General features: G+C 67.4%; 12 protein-coding genes. 7 read left to right on the top strand and 5 right to left on the bottom strand.

Going from position 1 to position 16,567, the window contains the following annotated elements; all coding sequences use genetic code 11:
* Positions 1-175 precede the first annotated feature (175 nt).
* Genes V7E00_RS19045 through V7E00_RS19055 form a run of 3 tightly spaced genes read left to right on the top strand, consistent with a single transcriptional unit; the run spans position 176 to position 2,819 of the window.
* Complete coding sequence (locus tag V7E00_RS19045) at positions 176-1,096, top strand: hypothetical protein (RefSeq protein WP_333574240.1); 921 nt, start codon at positions 176-178, stop codon at positions 1,094-1,096.
* Positions 1,093-1,611, top strand: a complete 519-nt coding sequence (locus V7E00_RS19050; protein ID WP_333574241.1) for a DUF2141 domain-containing protein — start codon at positions 1,093-1,095, stop codon at positions 1,609-1,611. Before V7E00_RS19045 ends, V7E00_RS19050 begins: the two co-directional genes overlap by 4 nt.
* Before the next feature lie 8 nt (positions 1,612-1,619).
* Positions 1,620-2,819, top strand: a complete 1,200-nt coding sequence (locus V7E00_RS19055) for a glycosyltransferase (RefSeq protein WP_333574242.1) — start codon at positions 1,620-1,622, stop codon at positions 2,817-2,819.
* Here the strand turns inward: V7E00_RS19055 and V7E00_RS19060 are convergent.
* The gene (locus tag V7E00_RS19060; protein ID WP_333574243.1) at positions 2,756-4,303 is read right to left on the bottom strand and encodes a hypothetical protein; all 1,548 of its coding nucleotides are present in this window, start codon (positions 4,301-4,303) and stop codon (positions 2,756-2,758) included. The two genes, V7E00_RS19055 and V7E00_RS19060, sit on opposite strands and share 64 nt — an antisense overlap.
* 266 nt (positions 4,304-4,569) lie before the next feature.
* On the opposite strand from V7E00_RS19060, the gene V7E00_RS19065 reads away from it, so the two are divergent.
* A complete protein-coding gene (locus V7E00_RS19065; protein ID WP_333574244.1) occupies positions 4,570-6,189 on the top strand; it encodes an alkaline phosphatase D family protein in 1,620 nt (539 codons plus the stop codon).
* Between the two features lie 141 nt (positions 6,190-6,330).
* On the opposite strand, the gene V7E00_RS19070 is transcribed toward V7E00_RS19065, so the two are convergent.
* Positions 6,331-7,839 (bottom strand): ABC1 kinase family protein, encoded by a 1,509-nt coding sequence (locus tag V7E00_RS19070; protein ID WP_333574279.1) that lies wholly within the window; start codon positions 7,837-7,839, stop codon positions 6,331-6,333.
* Positions 7,839-10,427: an aminopeptidase N gene (gene pepN / locus V7E00_RS19075; protein ID WP_333574245.1), complete on the bottom strand. Its 2,589-nt coding sequence runs from the start codon at positions 10,425-10,427 to the stop codon at positions 7,839-7,841. The genes V7E00_RS19070 and pepN overlap by 1 nt, the downstream gene beginning before the upstream one ends.
* Positions 10,428-10,620: 193 nt before the next feature.
* Here pepN and V7E00_RS19080 point away from each other — a divergent pair, with 193 nt between their 5' ends.
* The 3 genes from V7E00_RS19080 to V7E00_RS19090 are packed head-to-tail and all read left to right on the top strand — an operon-like array spanning position 10,621 to position 14,732.
* Positions 10,621-12,273, top strand: a complete 1,653-nt coding sequence (locus tag V7E00_RS19080; RefSeq protein ID WP_333574246.1) for a M28 family metallopeptidase — start codon at positions 10,621-10,623, stop codon at positions 12,271-12,273.
* A 21-nt stretch (positions 12,274-12,294) separates the two neighbouring features.
* Complete coding sequence (locus V7E00_RS19085; RefSeq protein ID WP_333574247.1) at positions 12,295-13,908, top strand: M28 family peptidase; 1,614 nt, start codon at positions 12,295-12,297, stop codon at positions 13,906-13,908.
* Positions 13,909-13,958: 50 nt separating this feature from the next.
* Complete coding sequence (locus tag V7E00_RS19090) at positions 13,959-14,732, top strand: NAD(P)-dependent oxidoreductase (protein WP_443019225.1); 774 nt, start codon at positions 13,959-13,961, stop codon at positions 14,730-14,732.
* Here the strand turns inward: V7E00_RS19090 and V7E00_RS19095 are convergent.
* Together V7E00_RS19095 and V7E00_RS19100 are read right to left on the bottom strand one after the other, a co-directional pair.
* Positions 14,642-15,562 carry a DMT family transporter gene (locus tag V7E00_RS19095; RefSeq protein ID WP_333574249.1) on the bottom strand — a complete coding sequence of 307 codons (921 nt, stop codon included), beginning with the start codon at positions 15,560-15,562 and terminating at the stop codon, positions 14,642-14,644. The genes V7E00_RS19090 and V7E00_RS19095 overlap by 91 nt on opposite strands.
* A complete protein-coding gene (locus V7E00_RS19100; RefSeq protein ID WP_333574250.1) occupies positions 15,559-16,560 on the bottom strand; it encodes a threonine aldolase family protein in 1,002 nt (333 codons plus the stop codon). Before V7E00_RS19100 ends, V7E00_RS19095 begins: the two co-directional genes overlap by 4 nt.
* Between the last annotated feature and the right edge of the window lie 7 nt (positions 16,561-16,567).

The following is a 16,567-nucleotide window of genomic DNA, read 5'->3' on the forward strand; positions in this document are numbered from 1 at the left end:
TGCCTTTCTAACGCCCAAATCGATGCCGGAATAAACCGCAATGTGTTGGGAAACAGCCTGAGGTCGCGCGACGCGCCGGAGAGCCGGAACAGCCGATCCGCGGAAGAGTAAGATTGTTTCGGTCTTGTCGGTGGCGCTTTTGAATGGATTGAACAGGCAGGCTGGGGACGCTTCGGTGAACACGCGCATGGCCGAAGCAGGGCTGACCGCTGCACCCGATCTGGCCGGGCTGGAGCCCGTCGAGAAGATCAAGCGCCGCTGGCCGATGTGGCTTGGCGGCGCACTCACGCTGCTGATGGTGGTGGGGCTGGCGCGCGAGCTGTTCGGCGGCGGCATCGCCAAGCTTGCGATGCCCGCCGATCCGCGCTTCTACGTCGTCTTCCTCTTTTATTACATCTGCTCGCCCACCTTCGACTTCATCATCTTCCGCAAGCTGTGGCGGATTCCGATCGACGGGATGATCGCGCTCCACAAGAAGCGGATCGCGAATGAAGTGCTGCTCGGCTATTCGGGCGAGGCCTATTTCTACGCCTGGGCGCGCCAGCGCACGCAGATGGTGGCGGCTCCGTTCGGTGCGGTGAAGGACGTGACGATCCTTTCCGCCATCGCCGGCAACGCAATGACGCTGGCGGTGCTCGCGCTTGCCCTGCCGTTCGGCATCGATCTGCTGAAGCCGGCCGAGTTCAACACGCTGATGGGCTCGGTCGCGGTGATCTTCGCGATGTCGCTGCCGTTCCTGATCTTTTCCAAGCGCGTCTTCTCGCTGCCCCGCGGACAGCTGTGGTGGGTGTTCGGCATCCACTGCGTGCGCATCATCACCAGTTCGGTGCTGGTTGCCTTCGCGTGGCATTTCGCGATGCCGCAGGTTTCGATCGGCATCTGGCTGCTGCTCTCCGCCGGGCGGCTGCTCGCCTGGCGCCTGCCGCTGGTGCCGAACAAGGAACTGCTGTTCGCCAGCTTCGCCATCATGATCATCGGCCAGGGCGAGGCATTGTCCGAACTGATGGCGCTGATCGCGGGCCTGTCGCTGGTTGCCCACATGATCCTGATCGCAGGCTTCGGCCTGCATGCACTGCTCACAAGGAAAGACGCATGAACCGCTCCGCCCTTCTGGTCGCGACCGTGCTTGCCGCCATCGCCGCACCCGGCGCGTCGGCACAGGTGCTCGGCGAGGATGCCGCCGCCTGCAGCAGCGGGCGCGGCCCCGCCATCCAAGTCGAGGTCAGCGGCCTCAAGGACCGCGCCGGCCGGCTGAAACTGGAACTCTACCCGGCGACCGAGGAGGACTTCCTCAAGGACGACCGCGACCTGATCAAGGAAGGCAAGACCTTCCGTCGCATCTGGGCCGACACGCCGCACGCGGGCGCAGTGGTGATGTGCATCCGGGCGCCGGCGCCCGGCACCTATGCCATGCTGTTCACCCATGACCGCGACGGCAAGAACAAGTTCAACTTCTGGTCGGATGGTGCAGGCTTCCCGTCGAACCAGCGGCTCGGCCGCAGCCGCCCCAAATTGCGTCAGGCGATGGTGCGCGTCGGGAACGGAGTGACCACCGTGAACATTCGGGCGCAGTATCTGCGCGGTCTGGGAGGGTTCAGCCCGCTCGATTGAGGAACTGCATGCGTATCGTCGACGTCAACGAGTTCTACTCTCCCACCGGCGGCGGCGTACGCACCTATCTTGACCGTAAGATGGGTCTGATGGCCGATCTGGGGCATGAGCTGATCGTCGTCGCGCCTGGTGCCGAGACGGCGGTGGAGGAACGACCCGGCGGCGGTGCGATCCACTGGATCAAGGCCCCGCCGCTGCTGCTCGATCGCAACTACCGCATCTTCGTCAAGGACGAGCCGGTCTGGGCCGCGCTCGACCGGCTCAAGCCCGACATCGTCGAGAACAGCTCGCCCTGGCTGCCTGCCTGGACGGTGGGACGTTGGCAGGGAGATGCGCTCAAGGTCTATTTCGCCCATGGCGACCTGGTCGGCACCTATCCGCAGCGCTGGCTGGACAATGTCGCGACGCCGCTGCAGGTGGAGCAGGCGTTCGGCTGGTATACCCGCTACATGGCGCGCTTCCTTAGCCATTATGATGCTTTCGTCACCAACGGCCCCGCGCTCGCCAAGCGGTTCGAGCGGCGCGGGCTCAAGGTCGATGCTTCGGTGCCGCTGGGAATCGACCGCGGCTGGTTCTCGCCGGACCTGCGTGACGAGAAGCTGCGAGTGTCGCTGCTAGCCCAACTGGGGCTGCCGCCGGAGGGGCATCTGCTGCTCGGCCTGGGGCGCCACCACAAGGAGAAGCGCTGGCCTTTGGTGATCGAGGCGGTGGAAGCGGCGGCGAACGATCTACCAGTGGGGTTGATGCTGCTCGGTGACGGGCCGCAGCGGCACCAGCTGGAGGCGCTGATCGCCGACAGCCCCCACATCCGCATCTTCCGCCCGGTGTACGACCGGCTTCGGCTGTCGCGCATCATGGCGAGCTGCGACGGTCTGATCCATGGATCGGATGCGGAGCCGTTCGGACTGGTCGCGTGGGAAGCGCTGGCGTCCGGGCTGCCGCTGATCGGGCCGGACGAAGGCGGCTTCGCCGAGATTGCTGATCCGCATTTCGCGGAAACCTATGCTGCTCGCGACACGCTGTCCGCCGCCGATGCCATTCGCCGGCTGTTCGCGCGCGACCAGACAATCCTGCGGCATGCGGCCAGGGTCGGGGCGGCTAGGGTGCGCAGCGACGCCGATCACGCCGCTGCGCTGATGGACTATTATTCGGGCCTGCTCGCCGCGCGCCGGAGCGGCGCCGCCGCAGAGCTCGCCGGAGCCGCGTAGACGGTGGTCGGCACGGTGCCGAGCAGATAGGTTCCGCGCACGCTGTAGCCGAGCCGGTGAAGATAGTGCTGGACCCGCGCCCGCACCGCCAAGCGCTCGCCGCGGAATGGCGTGCGCATCACCACCACTGCCGGGTGCTGCGCGAAGATGCGATCGACCTCGGCTATCTGATCGATGCCGAGCGCGCCGTCTTCCCGCTCGCGCGACAGATGGTCCGGGAACAGCCAAGGGCTTATCGCGCAGCGCTCCGTCGCTCCGTAGAGCATCGAACTGCCCGAATGTACGTACAGGCAGCCGCTGCCATGGCCGATTCCCTCTGCGATCGTGGCCAGCTGCGCCGCGTTGCCGCGCCTGGTCTGGGCAGCGACGATGCAAACCGTGCCCGCGACCAGCGCCACCGCCAGAAGCGCGGGCGCGATCATGCGACGGGCGCTGCGATCGTGCGCGAATGCCGCGGCACAACCCAGGCTGGCGGGCAGCATCACGGGCAGCGCGTAATGCGGGTACCAGGACCCAAAGACGAGCAGCCCGACCATCGCGGCAATCAGCCAGCCCATGAGGAGCAGCGCCGCCGGCGTTACCGCACGCTCGCGCCGCAGTCGCGCCCAGCCGAGGCCGCTCAGCACCAGCATCGGCGCGAGCGGCACCATCACTTCGAAAAAGGCCCCGACCAGATCGATGAAGGGATCTCCGCGGCGGTCGAGGATCGAGCCGAAATTGGCATAGGCCCAGGCATCGAAATGGCCGAGCCATGCATAGGTCGCTGCAGCCAGCAGCGTGGGCAGCATCGCGATGCCCGCATACCCAAGCCCGCGGCGCGCGATGTGGTGCAGCCCGGCGCCCAGCACCGCCTCACGGCGAAGCAGCCAGAGGCCGAGGAACAGGCCCTCGAACAGCACGGTGTATTTCACCTGAAGTGCCATGCCGATCAGCAGCATCGCCAGCAGATTTCGGCCTACGCGGACGGGGTCGCCGTCACGATCGGTCTGGCGCGGCAGCAACAGCGCGACGGCGCCGATGGTGAGCAGGTTGTAGAAGACCGGCGCCTGTCCGCCCTGACCGTCCACCACGTTCAGCATGAGGATGTAGAGAAGCGCGCCCGGCAGCGCGCCGGTGCTCCAGCCGACGCGATCGGCGATCCGGGCTATCATCCCCGCGGTCAGCACCACGCAGGCCAGCGCCATCAGCTGATAGGCGAGTATTCCCCAGGGAAGCCCCAGCGCGGCGGCGGGAAGATAGAGAAGGAACAGGCCGACTGGCTTGCGATCCCAGATGTCGACGAAGGGGAGTGCGCCATGCAGCATCCGCTGGGCAGTGACCCAGTAGAATTGTTCGTCCACTGCCACCAGCGGATTGCCGAAGGTTACGGCGCGAACCGTAACGGCCGTGGCGAACAGGACCAGCCAGCGCGGCAGGGATGCCGCCGCCGCTCCCAGCCCCGCTCTGGGCGAATCGACGGCGATCGTAGCAACGCGCGTCGCCATCAGCGCACCATGCCTTTTTCAACGCCATGCGACGTCGCGCGGTCGCGACAGTGCAGCCGGGCAAAACCCGGCGCAGTTCGAAATAGCTTCACGTACGCCTTCGTCTCTATTGCGACCGGCGGGTTTCCCGTCCGGCAGGTGCGTTCCCCCGTTTGCAACGCCCCAAACGCCGATTCGTCCCTTCGCCTAGCCGAGCTTTTCCCAGCTGTCACGAACACGACACCAATCGGCGGCACGGAGCGGCGAACCGAAGGGGACGCGACCAGATGAATTTCCGTATCGACCGCCGCTCGTTGCTGCTCACCGGAACGCTTGGGGTCGGCGCACTGGCGCTGCCGGGCGTGGCGCTTGCCCAGGCGGTTGCGCGCGGCTTCACCCATTCGGTGGCCAGCGGCGAGCCGGGCCCCGACACGATGCTGCTGTGGACGCGCTACGTCCCCGCCGATCGCGGCGCCGTGAAGCTGCGGACGCAGATCGCGACCAGCGCTGATTTTAGCCACATTGTTGCCGAAGGCGAGCAGATCACCGGCCCGTGGCGGGATCATACCGCCAAGGTGACGGTGGCGGGCCTCACACCCGACACACGCTATTTCTACCGTTTCGTGGCGCCCGACGGCAGCTTCTCGCCCGTCGGCCGCACCAAGACGCTGCCGCTGGGCGATGCACGCCGCTTCGGAATCGCGATCTTCTCCTGCTCCAACCTGCCGTTCGGCTATTTCAACGCCTATGGCCACGCCGCGGCGCGCGAGGACATCGACCTGTGGGTCCATCTCGGCGACTATCTCTACGAGTATAAGCAGGGGGGCTATGCCCCGGTCGGCGGCGCGATCGGCGGCCGCTGGCCCGAGCCCGCGGGAGAGATGATCCACCTCGCCGATTACCGCCTGCGCTATGCCAGCTATCGCAGCGATCCCGATCTTCAGGCGCTGCACGCTGCCAAGCCGATGCTGGTGCAGTGGGACGATCACGAAAGCGCCAACGACAGCTGGGAAGGTGGCGCCGAGAACCATCAGGCCGACGAAGGCGACTGGAGCGCCCGCAAGGCGGCAGCGATGCAAGTGTTCCGTGAGTGGATGCCCGTGTCCGAAACGCCGTGGGGCAGCTACGAGATCGGCACGCTGGCTACCTTCTTCCGGACCGAAAGCCGGTTGCTCGCGCGCAGCCAGCAGCCCGATGTCGCGCCCTTGTTCAAGGACGCGGATCCGGTGAAGGCGCTGACCGCGTTCCGCGATGGCGCCTGGCACGATCCGGCGGTGACGATGCTCGGGAGCGAGCAGGAAGTCTGGCTCGATCACGCGATGCGCCGCTCGGTGAAGGCGGGGCAGCGCTGGCAGGTGGTCGGCTTCGGTACGATCCTCGGCAATCTGAGCACGCCGGCGGACGCGCTGACCTGGCTCGCGCCGGATGCTGATCCGCGCGCCAAGGCCTATGTGCAGGCAGGTGTGCTGGCAGGCAAGCTGGGCCTGCCGCTCGGCTATGACAGCTGGGGCGGCTATCCGGCGGCGCGCGCGCGGTTCCTGAAGTCGTCGCAGGCGATGGGCGCCAACCTGCTCGTGGTGTGCGGCGACAGCCACAATGCCTGGGCATTCGACCTCGCGCAGGACGGCAAGGCGGCGGGCGTGGAGTTCGCCGGCCATGCGGTGACGTCGCCCGGCTTTGAAAGCGCGCTAAAGACCGATCCGAAGGTCGTCGCCGCCGCGATGGTGAAGGCCAATCCGGAGCTGAAATGGTGCGATACCAGCCGCCGCGGCTACATGGCGCTGACGCTTACGCCGGACCAGGCGCGCAACGACTGGGTGTTCGTGGACTCGGTCACCGAGCACAACCTCAAGGCGAGCGTGGGCCACAGTGCGGTGGTGCAGCGCGGCCGGAACGTGATGGGGTGAGTTTCCATTCCCCTCCTGCTTGCGGGAGGGTTTAGGGGAGGGGCTTCCGTGGGGGCAACGTGCCGATGCGTAGCTCTGCGCGAAACTTTCGCCCCTCCCTCCCTGCCTGGGATCGTTGCCAAGCGGCAGGGGAGCGAGGAATCACCCGAGCCAGAGCGCGGCGGCGATCAGCGCGGTTCCGGCCAGTAAGGATGTCGCAATCCAACCCCCGGCCCTGATGATCGCCTGGGCCAGGCCGGAATCCGCAGCTGGTGCCTCCAGACGGGCCGCCGCGGCGCGCAGCAATCGCGGCGCGTCGTCGCCCAGTTCGGCCAGGGCTAAACCCAGCGCCACAGAACCTGCGGCAATTCGCGCCGGGCCGAAACGGTTGACGAACAGCGCCACCTGCGCGCGGCCGATCGCCCCGGACAGGTCGAAGCCCGGCGCAATCCGGTCGAGCACACCGTCCATCGTCACCATGGCCTTGAACACCAGAAGCAGGTCCGGCGGCAGCACGAGCCCTTCCTCGCGCAGCAGCCGCAGGAAATCGGGCATCATCGCTGAAAGGACGAGCTTGCCCCCGCCATGGCGCTGGACGATTGCCTCAGCCGCGCGGTTGATCGTGCGGCGTGGGACATCGTGCCCCTCGCTCCAAAGCACCAGCGTATCGGCCAGCCCGCGGGCGTTGCCAGCGGTAAGCGCCAGCACGAACCCGATGAACTCGTCGCGGCGCTTGGGACCCACATGGCCGATCGAGCCGAGGTCTAGCAGCGCCAGCCGGTCGCCGGGGAGGCAGAGCAAATTGCCGGGATGCGGATCGGCATGGAAGCGGCCGTTGACCAGGACCATCGTAATCACGGTGTCGGCGCCCAGCTCGGCAATTGCCTCGGCATCGATGCCCGCCGCGCGCAGGGCTTCGCCAGACACAGGCTTCACGCCTGCGATATAGTCCATCACCAGCAGCGTCTCGGACGTCCATTGCCAATGGATCTCCGGCACCACGACGCGCAAATTGCCCCTCATGTCGGCGCGGAGCAGATCGGCGTTGCGCCCTTCGGTGGTGAAATCGAGTTCTTCCAGCAGCGCCTGGCGCAGTTGCCGGGCGAGTGCTACCGGCTCGAAGCGGCGCGCCTCGGTGCTGCTCTTGGCGACCAGCGCGGCGAGTTCGCCGATGAGCCGCAGGTCCGCTTCCATCGCCGTGCGAATCCCGGGGCGGCGGACCTTCAGCACCACCTCGCGACCATCCGCCAGCCGCGCCCGATGTACCTGCGCCATCGACGCGGCGGCGAGCGGCGCCGGGTCGAACCAGGCGAAGGCCTGTTCGGGCGGCATGCCGAGCGCGGCTTCCACTTGGCCGCGAATTTCGTCGAAGGGCAAGGTAGGGGCCGCGTTCTGGAGCAGCTCCAGCTCGGCGATCCAGTCGGGCGGCAGCAGGTCGCCGCGCGTGGCGAGAATCTGGCCGATCTTCACATAAGTGGGGCCCAGCGCCTCCAGCGCCAGTCGGGTGCGGCGGGGCAGCGGCAGCGCGCCGGTTTGCGGGTCGGCGGCATCGGCTTCGCCGGCAAAGCCGAGCTTTTCCAGCAGCACGCCCAGCCCGAAGCGCGCCGCCACGGACGCGAAGGTCCGCACCCGGGCGGAGTCGCGCACCGTGGCGGTGAGCAGCCGAAGCATCAATCGAGCGACTTGGTGGCCTGCTCGAACATATCCTTGCTGAGACCGGGGCTGGCGACGATCCGCTCGAGCTCGCTCCGCATCAGGGCGGCGCGGGCCGGGTCGAAGCGCTTCCAGCGGCCGAGCGGGGGCACCAGCTTGGCGGCGGTCTGCGGGTTGAGCTTGTCGAGCGCGATCAGCTGGTCGGCGACGAAGCGATAGCCGCGGCCGGCGGGATCGTGGAACGCCCGCTGGTTGATGCTGAAGGCGCCGACCAGCGCCCGCGCCCGGTTGGGGTTGGCGAGGGTGAAGTCGGGATGATTGGCCAGCTTCTCGACCGCGGCGAGCGTGTCGTCGCGCGAGGAGAGCGCCTGGGTCTGGAACCACTTGTCCAGCACCAGCGCGTTGCCGGCATAGCGCTGGTAGAAGGCGTCGATCGCCTGTTCCCGCAGCGGCGACGTCCCGTTGACCAGCGTGGCGAGGCCGCCCTGACGATCGGTCATGTTGTCGGCCGCGTCGAACTGGGCATAGGCCAGGTCCGCAGCGTCGGCCGCGCCACTCGCCGCGATATAGCCGAGCGCGACGTTCTTCAGGCGGCGCGCGCCTTTGGCGGACGGCGAATATTCGAAGTGGTCCGCCCGGGCGCCCTCATAAGCCGCCCGCCATTCGGCTTCGAGCGCCTTGCCGAGGTCGGCGCGCAGCGATTCTCGCGCATGGAAGATCGCCTCCGGGTCGACGATCGCCATCTGGTCGCCGATGAAGCTGTCCGAGGGGAGCAGCACCGCCTCGGCGATGAAGGCACGATCGAGTGACGGATCGGTCAGCGTGCCCCGAACGGCATCGATCAGCGCCGCGTGGTTACCCTTGCCAGTGGTCACCGCAGCGACCAGCGTGTCGAGCATCAGCTGCTGCATCGCTTCGTAGCGCGCGAACGGATCGTCGTCATGCGCCGAGAGGAAGGCGAGGTCGGCGGCGCTGCGATTGGCATCGACGATCACCGGGGCGGAGAAGCCGCGATTGATCGAGAGCACGGCACGTTCGGGCAGGCCCTCGAAGCGCAGCTCCTGTTCGGGCTTGTCGAGCAGCACCAGCTGTTCGTCAGTAAGCGGCGCGCCGCTTTTCTCGCCGAACAGCCGGATCTTGAGCGGCAGCACCATCGGCTCCTTGACCGGCTGGCCGGGCGTCGGCGGCACGGTCTGGGCAAGCGCGAGGCGGGTTGTGCCGCCGTCCTGCACCAGATTGGCCGAGACGCGCGGGGTGCCCGCCTGGCTGTACCAGCGGCGGAACTGGCCGAGATCGACGCCGCCGGCCTCCTCCATGCTCGCCACGAAGTCCTCGCAGGTGGCGGCGGTGCCGTCGAACCGATCGAAATAGAGGTCGGTGGCGGCACGGAACTTCTGCGGCCCCAGGATGGTGGCCATCATCCGGATCAGCTCGGCGCCCTTGTTGTAGATCGTCGCCGTGTAGAAGTTCGAGATCTCGATATACTCGTCCGGGCGCACGGGGTGCGCGAGCGGGCCGGCATCCTCGGGGAACTGGCTGGCGCGCAGGGATCGCACATCCTCGATCCGCTTGACCGCGGCAGAGCCCTGGTCGGCCGAGAAGCTCTGGTCACGGAAGACGGTGAAGCCTTCCTTCAGGCTCAGCTGGAACCAGTCGCGGCAGGTGACGCGGTTGCCCGACCAGTTGTGGAAATATTCGTGCGCCACCACGGCGGCGATCGCGTCATAGTCCCAGTCGGTGGCGGTATCGGGGTCGGCGAGGATGTAGCGGCTGTTGAAGACGTTCAGCCCCTTGTTCTCCATCGCGCCGAAGTTGAAGTCGTCGACGGCGACGATGTTGAACACGTCGAGGTCGTACTCGCGGCCATAGACGTCCTCGTCCCACTTCATGCTGAGCTTCAGCGCGTGGAGGGCGTGGTCGGTCTTGGGCAGGTCGGGCGCGCGGACATAGATGCCCAACTGCACCTCACGGCCGGACATCGTCGTGAAGGTGCCCGTATTGGCCACGAGATCGCCGGCGACCAGGGCGAACAGATAGCTCGGCTTCGGGAACGGGTCATGCCATTCCGCCCAGTGGCGGCCGCCCTCGGCAGGCCCCTGCGCGATCGGATCGCCATTGGCGAGCAGCACCGGGAAGCGTGCCTGGTCCGCCACCATGCGGACCTTGTACTTCGACAGCACGTCCGGCCGATCAGGGAAGAAGGTGATGCGGCGGAAGCCCTCCGCCTCGCACTGGGTGCAGAGCATGCCCGACGAGGCATAGAGGCCCTGGAGCTGGGTGTTGCGCTCGGGCGCGATCACCACTTCGGTCTCGATGGTGTGGGCGCTGCCGTCGAGCGGGATCACCAGATCCTGCCCGTCCATGCGCCAGCCCTGCGCCTCGGCGCCGTCGACCTTCACCGAAACGGCTTCCAGTCCGTCGCCGTTCAGCACCAGCGCGCGATCATGTGCGCCGTTGCGGGTAACGTGCAGCGCGGCGCGCACCCGCGTCGCGGCGGGATCCAGATCGAAGTCCAGTGCGATCTCCGGCACCAGCCAGTCAGGTTGACGATAGTCCTCGCGGCGAATGGCCTGGGGAGCTGCGGCGGCGATACGGGCATCACTCATACCGGTGGGATATAGGACAAGCGACCGCGCCTGCTACTCTAATTCTGTCGATTTCCGTGTGCGGGGAAAGCGCGGCAGGCGCTGCGGCAAGATCGTTCCGGAAAGCAAATGCTGCGACGAACGGTTCGGCCGATTGACGACGACCGATGCGCTGCTAGGCTTGAAATATTGTTGCGACTTTCAGGGATGCCCGATGCTTCGATCGACCGCGCCGCTTGCCCTTATCCTCTGCGCGGCTTCGCCCGCTATTGCGCAGACCGCCGCCGAGCGGAACGCCATCATCACGGCGCCGCTCCCCGCGGACCAGGCGGCGCTGAAGAGCCATGTGATGTTCCTGGCTTCGGACGCATTGAAGGGCCGCGACGCAGGCTCGCCGGAGTTCGAGATCGCGGCGAACTATGTCGCCTCGCAATTCTACGCCGCCGGTCTGAAGCCCGCGGGTGATGACGGCGGCTATCTGCAGAAGGTGCCGCTGCTCAGCTACAAGCTGGACGGCACCGGCGCGATGTCGGTCGGCCGCGGCAAGGCGGCGCCCGTCACGCTCGAAGCTGGCAAGGATTTCATCGCCGGCGCGAACCCCGAGAAGCCGGAATACAGCGTCACCGCGCCGGTGGTATTCGTCGGCTATGGTATCGTCGGGCTGGGCCGCGACGACTATAAGGGCGTGGACGTGAAGGGGAAGATCGTCGCCTTCTTCGGCGGCGCACCGTCGAGCTTCCCGGGCGAGGAGGGCGCGCACTTCCAGAACCCGGCCGCCAAGGCCGAGATCGCGAAGAAGCACGGTGCTGTCGGCTATATCACGCTCGAATCGCCGCTCACCGCCAAGAGCCGTCCCTTCTCGATGTACGCAGCCTATGCCAACCGGCCGCGCGTCACCTGGGGCAATGCCGATGGCACCGGTCACATCGCCGCGCCGGGTACGCCGGGCCTCGGCCTGCTGAGCATGGCGGGCGCCGAGAAGCTGTTCGCCGGTGGCAAGATCGCCTGGGCCGCCATCGCCAAGGCGGCCGAGGTCGACGGCGCGACGTTCAAGGCGTTCCAGCTTCCGGGTACGCTCACCGTCGCAGCAAAGACCGCACTGACCCCGATGCCGAGCTTCAACGTCGCCGGCATGATCGAGGGCAGCGATCCCAAGCTGGCGAGCGAAGTGGTCGTGCTCTCCGCGCACCTGGACCATATCGGTGTCGGCCGGCCTGACGCGAAGGGCGACACGATCAACAACGGCGCGCTCGACGATGCGATCGGCACCGCCTCGCTGATCGAGGAGGCCAAGCGCTTCAAGGCGGCGGGCACCAAGCCCCGCCGCTCGATCCTGTTCCTGGCGGTGACGGCGGAGGAGAAGGGGCTGGTCGGCTCCGACTATTTCTCGAACAACCCCACGGTGAAGGGCACGATCGTCGCCGACGTGAACCTCGACATGCCGATCATCACCTATCCGTTCGAGGATATCGTGGTGTACGGCGCCAACCACTCGACCCTGGGCCCCATTGTCGCCAAGGCAGCGGCGGAGATCGGCGTGAAAATGTCCGACGATCCGCTGCCCGGTGAAAATATCTTCGTGCGGAGCGACCATTACAACTTCGTGCGCAAGGGCGTGCCCTCGGTATTCCTGTGGCCGGGCGCCGGCGGTCCCGGCCGCGCCGCGATCGACCATTTCATGAAGAACCATTATCACCAGCCGTCGGACCAGATCGACCAGCAGCCGGCGCTCAACTGGCAGTCTGGCGTGCGCTTCGTCGACGTGAACTTTCGCATCGCCAACGCCATTGCCAATGGCGACGAGAAGCCGGTGTGGAACAAGGGCGACTTCTTCGGCCTCACCTATGACGGCCCTGGCGCCAAGTAAGCCCTGAAGGACGTGATGGTGATGACGCTTCGCCCGCTGCTTGCCCTGATGCTGTTCGCCAGCCCCGCGCTGGCGCAGCAAGCCGCCCCGCTCACGCCCGAGCAGGCCGGGATCAAGGCGCATGTCCAGTTCCTCGCCTCGGATCCCCTGCGTGGTCGCGAGGCGGGAACCCGCGACTTCGACGTGGCAGCCGAATATGTCGCGGCCCAGATGCTGGCGATCGGCCTCAAGCCCGGCGCCAATGGCGGCTGGTTCCAGCCGGTGAAGCTCACCACCTATCGCCCGGCCGACAAGGCGGTCTGGGCGCTGAAGCGCGGCGGCAAGGACGTGCCGTTCGTCTTCGGCAAGGATTTCGTGAACGAGCCGGTGCCGTCGGCGCCCGACTTCAAGGCGGAGGGCGAGGTGGTGTTCGCGGGCTACGGGATCGTCTATCCCGAGGGCAGGCGCGACGATTACAAGGGGCTGGACGTTCGCGGCAAGATCGTCGCGATCTTCCACGGCACGCCCAAGGGGCTGCCCAACGAGGTGAACGCGCATTTCGGCGACGACGGGCAGAAGGCCCGGCTGGCGGCTGCGCGCGGCGCCAAGGCGGTGCTGATCGTCGAGACCGTCGAGCGCGCCAGGAAGTATAATCTGGAGCGCTATGCCCAGATCTATGCCTATCCGCGGACCGGCTGGGCAGGGCCGGACGGAGTCGCCAACGACGTGTCGCCGCAGGCGCCGGTGGCGGGCTATGTCAGCCTGGCCGGTGCCGCAAAGCTGTTCGAGGGTGCAAGGATCCGCTGGTCCGACGTGCTGGCCGCCCAGACGAAGGGCGGACGGATGCCGACCGGCGCGCTGACCGGCACGCTTGCGGTTGCCAGCAAGACCCGGCTGACGACGCGCGACAGCCGCAACGTCGTGGGCATGATCGAGGGCAGCGATCCCACGCTCAAGGCGCAGGCGGTGGTGCTCTCCGCCCATCTCGATCATGTCGGCGTGGGCGAGCCGGTGAAGGGCGATGCGATCTACAACGGCGCGATGGACAATGCGATCGGCGTTTCCATGGTGCTGGAGATTGCCAGGGCCATTCAGGCAAGCGGCAAGACGCCACGGCGCTCGCTGCTGTTCGTGGCGCTGACCGCCGAGGAGAAGGGGCTGATCGGCTCCGACTATTTCGCGCATTACCCGACGGTGCCCAAGGGCTCGGTCGTGGCGGACGTCAATTTCGACATGCCGATCCTCACCTATCCGCTGGTCGACCTCGTCGTGCTGGGCGGCGAGCGCTCGAGCATCGGTCTGGCCGTGGCCGCCGCCGCCAAGGCGGAGGGACTGGGCGTGGTGCCCGATCCCGAGCCGGAGGAGATGTTCTTCGTCCGCTCCGACCATTACAGCTTCGTGCAGGCGGGAATCCCGGCCGTGTCGATCGATACCGGCCCCGGCGGCACCGGCGCCGTGGCGGCGCGCAAGTTCCTCGACGAGAATTATCACAAGCCGTCGGACCAGATCGACCTGCCGTTCGACTGGAATTCGGCGGTGAAATACAAGCATGTCGGGCTGGCCACGGTGCAGGCGCTCGCGAACGGCGATGCGCGGCCGAGCTGGAACAAGGGCGACTTCTTCGGCACGCTGTTCGGGGGCGCGGGCGCGCAGTGATCGCGGTGCGGCTGCTCGTCTTCGGGCCCGGCTACACCGCCTCCCGGCTGATGGCGGCGGTGCAGGCGGGTGGCGGTGCGGTCGCGACCGTTACCCGCGCCACCTTTGCGGATCAGGCCCGTAATCGCGCCGAGATCGCAGCGGCGACGCACATATTGTCGAGCATCCCGCCCGGGGAGGCGGACCCTGTGCTCGCGGCCTATGGCGCGGACCTGGCGGCGAGCGGCAAGTGGCTCGGCTATCTCTCCTCGACCGGCGTCTATGGCGATACCGGTGGCGGCTGGGTGGATGAGAGCGCACCGCTACGCGGACGGCGGGGCGGCCGGGTCGACGCGGATCTCGGCTGGGGCGCGCTTCCCAATGCCCATGTCTTTCGCCTGCCCGGCATCTACGGGCCCGAGCGATCGGCGCTGGAGCGAATGGCGGCAGGGGCAACGCGCGTGTTCTTCCCCGGCCAGGTGTTCAGCCGGGTGCATGTCGACGATCTGGTGGCGGGCGTGATCGCGGCGTTCGCGGGGCCGCCGGGGGCGTACAACCTCGCCGACGATCGGCCCGCGCCCCAGGCGGAGGTGCTCGCCCATGCCGCCGAACTGCTCGGCATCGATCCCGGCCCGGCGGTGACTCCGGACGAGGTCGAGCTCAGCGCCGCCTCGCGCGCCTTCTATGCCGAAAACCGGCGCGTGGCGAACGGCAAGGCCAAGCGGCTGCTCGGCTGGCGGCCCCGCTATCCCGACTATCGGTTGGGCCTGCGCGCCCTCAGGGCCAGCACCAGCCCGACGAGCACCAGCACGCCGCCGCCCACCGCGAGCAGCGACCAGCGATAGCCTTCGAACAGCGTCGACAAGAGCATTGCGATCACGGGGATCAGCACGCTGGTATAGGCGGCCTTGGCCGGGCCGATGGTGCGGATCAGCTGGAAATAGATGGTGAAGGTGACCGAGGAGCCGATCACGCCGAGATAGAGGATGCCGAGCAGATAGGCCGGGCGAGTCTCGATCACCGGCGGTCCGACGGTCGCCAGCGCGAAGCCGGCGTCGAGCGCGGCGCCGATCAGCATCGCCCAGCCGAGCGTGGTCGCCATCGGATAGGCCTTGGCGGTGCCGGTCGCCTGCATCACGTTGGCTACCGAGGCGGAGAGCACGCCGGCCAGCGCGATGCCGATGCCGATCAGCGCCTCATGCGGGCCAACGGGGTTCAGCCGCGCCTCGTGCAGGAACAGCAGGGCCACGCCCGCCATCGCGACGACGGAACCGATCAGCAGCTGCCGCCCCATTTTCTGTCCGAGGAAGATCCGCGCGAGGATCGCGTTCGGCACCAGCAGCAGCGCATAGACCACCGCCACCACGCCTGAGGTTACATGCGCTTCGGCGCGGTAGACGAAGTTGAAGTTGAGCACGAACTGCGCGACGCCGAGGCAGGCGGCAAAGGCAAGCCCGCGGGCATCCAGCCACAGACGATCGCGGCGTGCCGCCGCCCAGAGCAGGGTCGTTACCCCAGCGACGAGGAAGCGGTAGCTTACCGACCAGCTGGGCGGGACCACCGCCAGCTGGTCCTTGATGACGAGCCAGGTCGAGCCCCAGATCAGCGTCACCAGCAGGAACGGGATCAGCACGGTGATCCGCGCCGAACGGGGCAGGGCGGGCGCCCCGATCACAGTGCTGCGATCGCGTCGGCCAGCGGACGGATGGCATCTTCCGCCTGATCCCAGCTGGTGACGAGGCGCACCTCGCCCTCGGCCCAGTCGTAGAAGTCGAAGCCAAGCGCGCGCAGGCCTGCCGCTTCCGCAGGGTCGGCCTTGAGGAACACTTCGTTGGCCTGCACCGGATGCACCAGCCGATCGCCCGCAGCCTTGGCGAGTAGCTCCGCGCCGGCATTGGCGGCGCGGGCATTGGCAAGCCAGACATCGTTCTCGAGCATCGCCAGCAGCTGCGCGGCGAGATAGCGGCCCTTGGAGAAGAGCAGCCCGGCGCGCTTGCGGCGGTAGAGGGTGACGTCGGCGAGCTCGGGACGGAAGAACACCAGCGCCTCGGCGCTCATCCCGCCATTTTTGACGAAGCCGAAGCTGAGCGCGTCCACACCTGCGCGCCAGGTGACGTCCCCCGGATGGCAGCCGAGATGCGCGACGGCGTTGGCGAAGCGGGCACCGTCCATGTGCAGCCCGAGCTTCCGCACCTTCGCCAGGTCGCCGATCGCGGCCACTTCGTCCGGCGTATAGACCAGGCCATATTCGGTGGCGTTGGTGATAGAGATCGCGTGCGGCTGCACCTGATGCACGTCGTTGCGGATCGGATCGACCACGGCGTGGATTGCCTCGGGCGTCAGCTTGGCGCCGGGGCCGATGGCGGTGAGCAGCTTGGCACCGTGCGTGTAGAATTCGGGCGCGCCGCCTTCGTCGCAGTTGATGTGCGCGTCGCGGTGACAGACGATGCCGCCGTGCGGCGGGCAGAGTGCGGTCAGTGCCAGGCAGTTCGCCGCCGTCCCCGTCGGGACCCACAGCGCCCGCACCTGTGTGCCGAACAGGTCCGAGAAGGCACCGTCCAGCCGCTTCGACCAGGCGTCGCCGTCATAGGCGGTGTCGAGCGTGTTGGCGTCGACCAGCGCCTGGAGCACGGGCGGGCAGACGGCGGCGGCATTGTCCGAAAAGAAGCGCATGGCCAGA

It is taken from the genome of Sphingomonas sp. (assembly GCF_036731925.1).
Classification (GTDB): Bacteria; Pseudomonadota; Alphaproteobacteria; order Sphingomonadales; family Sphingomonadaceae; genus Sphingomonas.